13 protein-coding genes are annotated in these 8,779 nt (G+C 36.6%); 8 read left to right on the forward strand and 5 right to left on the reverse strand.

Going from position 1 to position 8,779, the window contains the following annotated elements:
- Nucleotides 1–75: 75 nt before the first annotated feature.
- From GD441_RS05485 to GD441_RS05495, 3 genes are all read left to right on the forward strand, one after another.
- Nucleotides 76–1,272: an MFS transporter gene (locus GD441_RS05485; protein WP_153124539.1), complete on the forward strand. Its 1,197-nt coding sequence runs from the start codon at nucleotides 76–78 to the stop codon at nucleotides 1,270–1,272.
- A 117-nt stretch (nucleotides 1,273–1,389) separates the two neighbouring features.
- Nucleotides 1,390–2,337: a 3'-5' exoribonuclease YhaM gene (gene yhaM, locus GD441_RS05490; RefSeq protein ID WP_153124541.1), complete on the forward strand. Its 948-nt coding sequence runs from the start codon at nucleotides 1,390–1,392 to the stop codon at nucleotides 2,335–2,337.
- 310 nt (nucleotides 2,338–2,647) lie between these two features.
- On the forward strand, nucleotides 2,648–2,830 hold the full coding sequence (locus tag GD441_RS05495) for a sporulation YhaL family protein (RefSeq protein WP_153124575.1): 183 nt from the start codon (nucleotides 2,648–2,650) through the stop codon (nucleotides 2,828–2,830).
- A gap of 50 nt (nucleotides 2,831–2,880) precedes the next feature.
- Here GD441_RS05495 and GD441_RS05500 read toward each other — a convergent pair whose 3' ends face one another.
- A complete protein-coding gene (locus tag GD441_RS05500; RefSeq protein WP_153124544.1) occupies nucleotides 2,881–3,738 on the reverse strand; it encodes a peptidylprolyl isomerase in 858 nt (285 codons plus the stop codon).
- A 185-nt stretch (nucleotides 3,739–3,923) separates the two neighbouring features.
- Here GD441_RS05500 and GD441_RS05505 point away from each other — a divergent pair, with 185 nt between their 5' ends.
- The 3 genes from GD441_RS05505 to GD441_RS05515 all read left to right on the forward strand — a co-directional run bounded on the left by GD441_RS05505 (nucleotide 3,924) and on the right by GD441_RS05515 (nucleotide 4,333).
- Nucleotides 3,924–4,010, forward strand: coding sequence for a YjcZ family sporulation protein (locus GD441_RS05505; protein WP_153124577.1), 87 nt, complete (start codon nucleotides 3,924–3,926; stop codon nucleotides 4,008–4,010).
- Between the two features lie 87 nt (nucleotides 4,011–4,097).
- Nucleotides 4,098–4,181 (forward strand): YjcZ family sporulation protein, encoded by an 84-nt coding sequence (locus GD441_RS05510; RefSeq protein WP_153124578.1) that lies wholly within the window; start codon nucleotides 4,098–4,100, stop codon nucleotides 4,179–4,181.
- Between the two features lie 65 nt (nucleotides 4,182–4,246).
- Nucleotides 4,247–4,333, forward strand: a complete 87-nt coding sequence (locus tag GD441_RS05515; protein WP_153124580.1) for a YjcZ family sporulation protein — start codon at nucleotides 4,247–4,249, stop codon at nucleotides 4,331–4,333.
- A 311-nt stretch (nucleotides 4,334–4,644) separates the two neighbouring features.
- Here GD441_RS05515 and GD441_RS17110 read toward each other — a convergent pair whose 3' ends face one another.
- Together GD441_RS17110 and GD441_RS05525 are read right to left on the reverse strand one after the other, a co-directional pair.
- Complete coding sequence (locus tag GD441_RS17110) at nucleotides 4,645–4,824, reverse strand: hypothetical protein (RefSeq protein WP_225434139.1); 180 nt, start codon at nucleotides 4,822–4,824, stop codon at nucleotides 4,645–4,647.
- 139 nt (nucleotides 4,825–4,963) lie between these two features.
- On the reverse strand, nucleotides 4,964–5,503 hold the full coding sequence (locus GD441_RS05525) for a DUF3267 domain-containing protein (RefSeq protein WP_153124548.1): 540 nt from the start codon (nucleotides 5,501–5,503) through the stop codon (nucleotides 4,964–4,966).
- A gap of 141 nt (nucleotides 5,504–5,644) precedes the next feature.
- On the opposite strand from GD441_RS05525, the gene GD441_RS05530 reads away from it, so the two are divergent.
- Nucleotides 5,645–5,983 (forward strand): DUF1878 family protein, encoded by a 339-nt coding sequence (locus GD441_RS05530; RefSeq protein WP_153124550.1) that lies wholly within the window; start codon nucleotides 5,645–5,647, stop codon nucleotides 5,981–5,983.
- Here GD441_RS05530 and GD441_RS05535 read toward each other — a convergent pair.
- Nucleotides 5,980–6,558 (reverse strand): HTH-type transcriptional regulator Hpr, encoded by a 579-nt coding sequence (locus GD441_RS05535; RefSeq protein WP_153124552.1) that lies wholly within the window; start codon nucleotides 6,556–6,558, stop codon nucleotides 5,980–5,982. The genes GD441_RS05530 and GD441_RS05535 overlap by 4 nt on opposite strands.
- A 194-nt stretch (nucleotides 6,559–6,752) precedes the next feature.
- Nucleotides 6,753–7,139: a YtxH domain-containing protein gene (locus GD441_RS05540; RefSeq protein WP_191992104.1), complete on the reverse strand. Its 387-nt coding sequence runs from the start codon at nucleotides 7,137–7,139 to the stop codon at nucleotides 6,753–6,755.
- 336 nt (nucleotides 7,140–7,475) lie between these two features.
- Here GD441_RS05540 and GD441_RS05545 point away from each other — a divergent pair, with 336 nt between their 5' ends.
- Complete coding sequence (locus GD441_RS05545; RefSeq protein WP_153124556.1) at nucleotides 7,476–8,645, forward strand: IS256 family transposase; 1,170 nt, start codon at nucleotides 7,476–7,478, stop codon at nucleotides 8,643–8,645.
- Nucleotides 8,646–8,779 lie beyond the last annotated feature (134 nt).

An 8,779-nucleotide genomic window follows, 5' to 3' on the forward strand; every position in this document is an offset into this window, starting at 1 on the left:
TATGTTACATGGAAAAAACTGCTGGGATAAGGTAAAATACAACGATACGCAACAAAATGGAAGGAAAATTGAAAGATGAGTCTAAAAGAGAAGAATGCTAGGGGACCGTTAGTATTATTAAGCATTAATTTATTTATTATTATGGTGGGTATTGGTTTGGTTATCCCAATCTTGCCATTTTATGTAGAAATGTTTAATGCTGATGCTCAAATTTTGGGGATGCTCATAGCGGTTTTTTCAATTATGCAATTTTTATTTGCACCAATTTGGGGAAGGTTGTCAGATAGATGGGGACGTAAACCGATGATCATCATCGGTTTGATAGGATTTGCGGCTGCAGAGTTTGTTTTTGCATTCGCTAGTCATCTGTGGATGTTGTTTCTTTCTCGAATCTTTGCAGGAACGTTCGGCTCTGCCTTAATGCCGACTGCGATGGCCTATGTGGCAGATGTGACCTCTCAAGAAAACAGGGGGAAAGGAATGGGAATGATCGGTGCTGCCATGGGTCTAGGGATTGTGATTGGCCCGGGAATAGGAGGATGGCTGGCGGAGTTCGATCTATCGTATCCGTTTTTCTTTGCCGGTATTGCTGCAACCATTGCTGCGATTGTTTCGATGCTTGTTTTGCCGGAATCGCTAGGTAAGGAGAAACGATCTTTTATAGCCAATGAGACGGAAAATCAATTTGTTCTGATGAAAAAAGCCTTATGTAGTCCGGTTGGTTTTTTATTGATTCTTGTGTTCATCATGAGTTTTGGCTTGGCTAATTTCCAATCCATTTTTGGCTATTATACAATGGAAAGATACAATTTTTCCCCAAAAGATGTCGGCTTGGTTATTTTGATTGTGGGAATCATTGGTACAATTGCTCAAGGAGTGTTAGTCGGCCGTTTGATTAACAAATTTGGAGAAGAGAAAGTTTTAACTGGCTCATTGATCGTCAGTGCGATTGGATTTATTTTAATGACAACGGCTCCGTCTTTTGCATGGGTATTGATTACTACATCTTTGTTCTATCTTGGAAACTCGATTTTACGACCGGCTTTAAATACGTTCATTTCAAATCTTGCAGGAAACAAGCAAGGAATGGTCATGGGATTGAATAACTCTTTTATGAGCCTAGGAAATGCAGTTGGTCCCATCTTAGCAGGAATGTTATTTGAATGGAACATTCATATTCCTTATTTTTTCGGAGCATTTATTATGATTGTTGGCTTAGTCTCCACAAGGATATGGATTACAAGAAGAAAACTTTCAGATATAGAATCGTGAAAAAGAAAGGACTTCATATAAGCTACCTGTTAAATTTTTAAAAGGGTATTCATAAAAAAACGTGTACTCCACTAACGTATGGTATACTGAAATTAGTACTAAAGCGGAGGGATTAGCTTGGAAAAGGGTATTGCTTATCTTGGAGTCGGAGATATAATGGAAGGCTTTATGTATATTAAATCAAGTACAAAAGGGATTGCCAGTAACGGGAAGCCTTTTTTGTCACTCGTATTGTCCGATAAATCTGGTGAAATTGAAGGGAAGCTTTGGGACATTACAGAAGAGTACGAAAGCATATACATAGCTGAAAAGACTGTAAAGGTGCAAGGAGAAATTCAAAACTATAGAGGGCGCAACCAATTGAAAATAAGACAGATCCGCCCTACGAACGAAAACGATCTTGTTTCGATGGCAGATCTGATTCAAACGGCACCATTAAGTCCAGAAGAGATGGCAAGCACGATTAATCAGTTTATTTTTGAAATGAGAAATCCAAAAATTCAAAGGATCACACGGTTTCTTTTGAAAAAATATCAGCAAGAGTTTTTTACTTTTCCAGCAGCAACTAAAAATCATCATGAATTTATGTCCGGTTTGGCTTATCACGTCGTTTCCATGCTGAACTTAGCAAAGGCTATTGCAAATCTCTATCCAAAACTAGATCGAGACCTGTTGTATTCAGGGATTATTTTGCATGATTTAGGAAAAGTCATTGAATTATCCGGTCCGATTTCTACTTCTTATACGGTGGAGGGCAATTTGCTTGGCCATATTACCATAATGGTGAATGAAATCGGAAAGGCTGCTGAAGAATTAGACATTAAAGGTGAAGAAGTCATGGTTCTGCAGCACCTTGTCTTGAGCCACCATGGTAAAGCTGAATGGGGAAGTCCGAAGCCGCCATTGATTAAGGAAGCGGAGATTTTGCATTATATCGACAACATTGACGCAAAAATCAATATGCTCGATCGGGCTCTTGATAAAGTGAAGCCTGGAGAATATACGGAAAGAATTTTTGCACTGGATAACAGGGCATTTTACAAACCAGTCTTTCAAGACGAATAAAAACATGGTCCCCAAACGAAGGGCAAATTTTTAAACTATCACCAAAGTATTTAACACGCACGTTCAGACTGGTTGAAAACGTTTGTCAGTCGAGGAACGAACCCGTGCGAGGAGCGGAGTTACCATAGACGGTAATGAGCACCGGAGGAGGGTTCGTGACGAAGAATGCGAGCGTTTGTCAACAGTCTGAAACATGCTCCTCAAACGAGGGGCATATTTTTTTGGAAACATACATAAGTATGAACAAAACAGTAGGACAAGTTTTGAGCCTGTTTTTACGACTAAATTAGGGAAAGGAACGGTGAAATCTATGCCGATTTGGATTTATTTTGTCATTGCAGGAATTATTGTCAGTGGAATAATGGCCATTAGGGCTGCCAGACAGGAAAGGGAAGTAGAGGATCAATGGATCGAACAAGAAGGGCAAAAATATATATCCAGAATGAATGAAGAGAAGAGAAAGAAGCACCTAAGTAAACAAGACACGGCATAAAACCGTGTCTTGTTTTACATCAAAGCTAAGCGGGGGCTTTCCGCTTTTCTTTATTTCTGGTCACTTTTGAGAGCGTCTTTTAAGTCTTTATCTTCAATTTTTACATCCGCTTCTTTCAGTTCTTCTTCCATGACCTTCTGAACCTTCTCTCCGTCAAGCTTAGAGACCTTTAGTTCGTATTCAATTTCTTTTTTCATGTCTTCAAGCGGCTTTTTCTCTTTTTTGTCGATCAATTGAATGATATGGTATCCATGTTCTGTTTTTACTATATCGCTAATTTCATTTTTCTTAAGTGCGTATGCTGCCTGTTCAAATTCTGGAACCATTACGCCAGTGCCAAACCATCCAAGATCTCCGCCTTTTTCTGCAGAACCCGGGTCTTTAGAATATTTTTTGGCAAGCTCTTCAAACTTGGCACCTTCATTCAATTTCTGTTTCACTTCTTTTGCAGTTTTTTCATCCTCTACCAAGATGTGTCGTGCATGGATTTCTGGTTTAAGATTATCATAGTATTCTTTAATTTCTTTATCAGTGACTTTGATATCCTTGATTGCTGCTTTTTCTTGAAGCATGCCAATTTTGAAGGATCTTTTTAAGTCTTCTTCATCTTTATACCCATATTGAGCAAGAGCCATTTCGAAATTTTCGCCTAAGTCTTTCTTAAGCTTGTCTATTTTTTCGTCAAGCTCTTGATCCGTCACTTTGTATTTTTTAGCAAGAACCTTTTCGTATACCAGTTCTTGTAAAACTTGTTCACCGTAGCGGTCTTTTAGAGCCGTATATAACTCTTCCTTCGTGATGTCTCCAGCCTTTGATTTTACGATAACTTCTGAATCGCCACCATTAGAGCATGCTGAGAGGCCGATAATACTTGCAGATAATGCAAGGGATAATACCCATTTTTTCATTCAAAACAACTCCTGTATATGTATTGGTAAATAAAATCCACAAACCTTACTATAACATAAAATGGATAGTAGGCAAAAAAATTATGTGTATCGTCCATGAAATTTCATGAAATTTGGGCAAATACCTAACCCAAACTAGACCATTTACATATGATAAAGCGAAGAGACAAAAGGAGGTAAGGAAAATGGGCCATAGCCATAGCACAGGGTTTGCTTTATTAGTTGTATTGTTCATTTTACTAATTATCGTAGGTGCAGCTTTTATTTGCTAATTTCATAGTATTTCGATGATAGGTGCCTACTCTAAATCGTGAAAAGGTGAATAGGATAACGTAACAACTCGAAAAGGAGGTGTTACTATGGATCATGGATTCGTAGGCGGTTTCGCTTTAATCGTCGTATTGTTCATCTTACTGGTAATCGTAGGTGCAGCTTGGCTGTAGATAGCTGAATGCTTGTACCTAAAAAGTGATCTGATATTGACTTTCTTACGGAAGGAGGGAATGGAATGTCTGGAGTACACGGTGGGGGATTTGCTCTTCTAGTGGTGTTGTTCATTCTTTTAATCATCATTGGAGCTGCTTGGATTTGCTAAAATAATAGTGTGAAAAAGCAGGCGGATGCACCGATCTACAAACTTTTTCACGCACAAAAGGTGAAGCGATGGCTTCACCTTTTATATTGAGGACAAACACTCCCCTAAGTAACAAGGGTTATTAACATTTTATTTTTCAATGATCCTTAGTTACAATTCCCAAAACTCTATCCCGCATTAACGGGCAGTATGGCCCCCACTTCAAGACTTAGAGAAATGGATGAAATACTTTGTGGGTGTCAACTGCCCGTAAAAGCCCGATTGGTTCAACTAACTATCAATGGAAAACCCCCACTGATGGAAGTTTCACTTTATGTATACCATATCTCTACATAAGAAGATAATAAAAGAATCGTGATTAGAACATTTATGGTGCGAAAAATTTTAGGATGTCGCTCTTCAGGAATTTCTTTTTGTAGACATAGTCTGTTTGTCATATTGTTAAAAATATATAAAATAAATCCAGCAAACAAAATATAGTATATTGAAATTGAAGAGAGCACTCTAAACTTCACCCCTAACGGACTTTCTACTGTATCATTACGATACCAAATATTATTGAAAAAAGATAGTATCAAAGTTTTCAAGTATTAAAAAATACAAAAACAGCATCTTAATAGATGCTGTGAGTTAGTCTTTAGATACCAGAATCTCATAACCTTCTTCATTTTCTTCAACGTAGCACTGGTTTGGAGAACCAAGGATATTTTTCACGTAGATGAAATCTGAAACGCATAATCCCATATGCAAAGATAGTAAAATCGTAAAGTAATGGGCATAATGAAAGTACGTATAAGCACAAACGGATAATAGTGTTGTGATGACCACAAATGGAGTCAAAAGAGCTATAATAAAAATAGATTTTGAAACCGGCTCTATTAGTCGGACTTTTACATATGGAATGAAACTGGCAAACCCCGTTGAAACCTTGACCTTTTTCATTTGGTTTAGTAATGGAAGGAAATGCAAGACTTTATGCGCTGGATATATAAATAGGATGCCTAGTAAAAACCAAAGTATGTGTTTGTCATAAAGCTTGGACTCTGAAATTGCAATGCTAATAACCGTATAGATCGTAATAAAGGATAACAGCATTGTAAATAATGATAAAATCATGATGCGGTGCATTCCGTATTGCTTTGTTAAATTAATCGATTTCCAGCAATTCATAAATTGCAAACAACCTCCAAGTGGAGAGATTTTAAAATTACTTACATACTGTACGATGTTCCTTGAAAAAAATCAATAGGGTATTTTGAAGTATTTGTGTAAACTTTTTTTGGAAAATGGAAAGCATGAGAGGAGAAAATAATGAAGAACCTGCAAGAACAAATAGAGCAGCTTCAATTCCAGCAGCAAATTCTGCTGCTGATGTTAAAGGATTCCAAGCATCAATTATACTATCTAATTGTGAAAAAAAATCTTACAAAGAAGGAAACAGAGGAACTGTTAAAAACATGTGAAGAATTGAGCATGAAATATAAAAAACAAAAAGCGGAGGGATACCTACACTTTAGTCCGCTTCTTTTTGAATTACAAAGTAAGCTACCCTCCAAAATTGAGGTTGCTGAATTGGTTGAAGCCTGTTTAAAACAAGGAGTATTTCAATCCCTCATGAGAGAGATGAAGAATCTGCTTGTAGACGGTTAAACCGTCTCGACTTCTTTTTCTTTCTTTATTTTTGAAAGTTTCCCGTTCTTTTCTTCAAATTCCTTTTCAATGTTGGAGAAAGAACGTTCAAAAATTTTCATAAAGTCTTCTCCATAAATATTTCGGATAATCGCCATCATTTCAATCATATCCGGGAACCTGCCGTATAGCTCGTGGAGAGGCAAGGCTCCTGAAAAAACGGCATTTTTACTAGGGTCATAGGCTTCCATCAGCTTTAGTAAAATTTTTTCACCCTCTTCAGTAATTTGAATGTACGTATTCCTTTTATCGTTCTCTTTTTTGGAGAATTTCAAAAGTCCCCGCTCTTCAAGCTTCTTTGAAAAGTTAAAGGCAGTTGATACGTGCATTACACCGAATTTTGCGACATCAGAAATAGAAGCACCATTTAAATGGTAAGAGATCCAAAGAATGTGATGTTCGTTAATGTTCAGATCGTATGGTTTAATCCATTGCTGCCAGTCTTTTTCAATAGATTTCCATAATGCTTTGCTAAGCTGTGCTACTCTTTGGCTAAAGAGCATAGCTTCTTTCATAGAATAATTTTTTTCTTGCATCTAAAATGCTCACCTACTTTTAGGAGTCTTTACCATTTATTATGACAATAAAATAATAATTTTTAAAGATAAAATTAACAAAATTTTTAGAAATTTTAATGATTTTTTTGAAAAAATTATCAAAATATATAAAATGACGATTAGTCTAAAAAAACACAAGGAATAACCGAGAAGGAAAATAGGTGTCTGTCTGCTTATTCGTTGATTTTTTTCAAAGAATTTACTGAACTAGTGACCATAATCGCTTCTAACTCTGACAAAGCGCTTTCAATTTCCTTCATTTTTAATCCGATTTCTTCTTTATGAGGTTCGATGTTTTCTTTCCAATTTTGAATGAGGATCTTTACATCAGAAATGAAATCCTTCATACTTTCTTTACTGACATTGGATGCTGTTATTGCTTCGTCTTTCATTTCCTTGATCTGCTCTGTCATTTCTGTTATCAATGACATGATCTCTTCTATATTCTTATTAATGCGTTTTCTTAAATCCTTTCCAGAAGCTGGTGCATATAGTAATGTGCTGACTCCGGCAATCAATGCTCCTGTTAAAAATCCCGTTAAGATTGATTTTGCTTTCATCATTTTCACCTCTTTTCTATATTTTTCTACAAAAATTTTATAAAACCTTCTATGAGTTAAAAACATTTTTAAAGATGTTAAAAATAAAAAGGTAAAATGAATCCTTATTATACTTGTATATCACAATATAACAAAATTAAACAATTTTCTAGTTTTTGTTTATGTTATCGGACAATAATGAGCAATTGTTTAAGGAAATTGTGCATGTTAGATTGATACCTTTCGGATCGGGGATTAAGTCCGTATAATTGTGTAAAAAGAAAAGGGGTCAAATCAATCCCTCTTGGTTACAATGGTTTATGCCAATTAAATCATTGTGAAGCGAGGAGATTAGAAATGACCCAATTACAGTTTAACCTAAATATGGACCTTTTAAAAGATTCGGTAATGAACTCTAACATTGATGCAGTAGTAAAATCAACAATTGTCCTAGTATTGAATGAGTATATGGAACAAGAGCGTGACGAGTATTTACAAGCTGAGGCATACGAACGTAACGTAAACCGCCGTGACTACAGAAATGGGTACTATGAGCGCGACTTGGTGATGAGTATTGGAAAAATTAATTTAAGGGTTCCACGTACACGCAATGGTGATTTTGCCCCGTCCGTTTTTGAACGTTATGCACGAGTGGATCAAGCTTTTGTTTTATCCATGCTAGAGATGGTTGTGAATGGTGTCTCTACACGTAAAGTAACAAATGTTGTGGAACAATTATGCGGAGAACAAGTCTCTAAATCCTTTGTTTCCTCCCTAACAGAAAAGCTAGATCCAATCGTTAGACAATGGGCTAACCGCCCATTAAATGTCCAATACTACGCTTATATATTTGTAGATGCCATGTATATCAAGGTGCGTGAGCACGATAAAGTAGTTTCAAAAGCTGTGTATATCGCAACAGGAATTAATCAAGCACAAAAAAGAGAAGTCATCGGCTTTAAAGTCGATCATAAAGAAAGTTATGAAGCATGGCGGGAATTTTTCACCGAGTTAAAGTCAAGGGGGTTACAATCTCCTAAGCTTGTTATCTCAGATGCACATGAAGGGTTAAAGAAAGCGATCGGAAAAGAGTTTATTGGAACATCATGGCAGCGCTGCACAGTCCATTTTAAACGAAATATAATCGATAAGCTTCCTAAAAAAGGAATGGAGGAAGTCATTGTCAATTTAAAAAGGATATTTGACGCTGTAAAGGAAGAGGATGCCCGATTATTTCGCGATGAGTTTTTTAAGAGCTATGAAGAAAATCCCAAACTTGAAAAGGCATTGGAGACTCTAGATGAGGGGTTCGAAGAAGCCATACAATATTTAAGTCAACCAGAAAAATGGCATCGATTAATCCACAGTACAAATTCACTGGAACGTCTAAATCAAGAAGTTCGCAGACGCGAAAGAGTCATCCGAATATTTCCGAATACCCAGTCAGCTTATCGGCTAATTGGAGCTGTCTTAATGGATTATGATGAGGCACAAGCTAAAAAAAGAACAATCTTCATGAAAAAATAGAAGGCATGCGCGAAGCGCGAAATTTTATTTGATTGGTAGGGGGTACCCCCTACCAATCAAATAAAATCAATCAACAAACAAAAATAGGTTGAAACCTTGTAATTTGTATTTTACACAATATTAAGGACTTGACT

The sequence above is a fragment of the Peribacillus tepidiphilus genome (assembly GCF_009466385.1).
Taxonomy (GTDB): domain Bacteria; phylum Bacillota; class Bacilli; order Bacillales; family DSM-1321; genus Bacillus_BN; species Bacillus_BN tepidiphilus.

Bases quoted from the DNA above. Each gene is read 5' to 3' on its own strand.
- GD441_RS05545 (WP_153124556.1), top strand. From the start codon at position 7,476: ATGACCCAATTACAGTTTAACCTAAATATGGACCTTTTAAAAGATTCG.
- GD441_RS05530 (WP_153124550.1), top strand. From the start codon at position 5,645: ATGAAGAACCTGCAAGAACAAATAGAGCAGCTTCAATTCCAGCAGCAA.
- GD441_RS05515 (WP_153124580.1), top strand. From the start codon at position 4,247: ATGTCTGGAGTACACGGTGGGGGATTTGCTCTTCTAGTGGTGTTGTTC.
- GD441_RS05500 (WP_153124544.1), bottom strand. From the start codon at position 3,738: ATGAAAAAATGGGTATTATCCCTTGCATTATCTGCAAGTATTATCGGC.
- GD441_RS05510 (WP_153124578.1), top strand. From the start codon at position 4,098: ATGGATCATGGATTCGTAGGCGGTTTCGCTTTAATCGTCGTATTGTTC.
- GD441_RS05540 (WP_191992104.1), bottom strand. From the start codon at position 7,139: ATGAAAGCAAAATCAATCTTAACGGGATTTTTAACAGGAGCATTGATT.
- GD441_RS05495 (WP_153124575.1), top strand. From the start codon at position 2,648: ATGCCGATTTGGATTTATTTTGTCATTGCAGGAATTATTGTCAGTGGA.
- GD441_RS05525 (WP_153124548.1), bottom strand. From the start codon at position 5,503: ATGAATTGCTGGAAATCGATTAATTTAACAAAGCAATACGGAATGCAC.
- GD441_RS05505 (WP_153124577.1), top strand. From the start codon at position 3,924: ATGGGCCATAGCCATAGCACAGGGTTTGCTTTATTAGTTGTATTGTTC.
- GD441_RS05535 (WP_153124552.1), bottom strand. From the start codon at position 6,558: ATGCAAGAAAAAAATTATTCTATGAAAGAAGCTATGCTCTTTAGCCAA.
- GD441_RS05485 (WP_153124539.1), top strand. From the start codon at position 76: ATGAGTCTAAAAGAGAAGAATGCTAGGGGACCGTTAGTATTATTAAGC.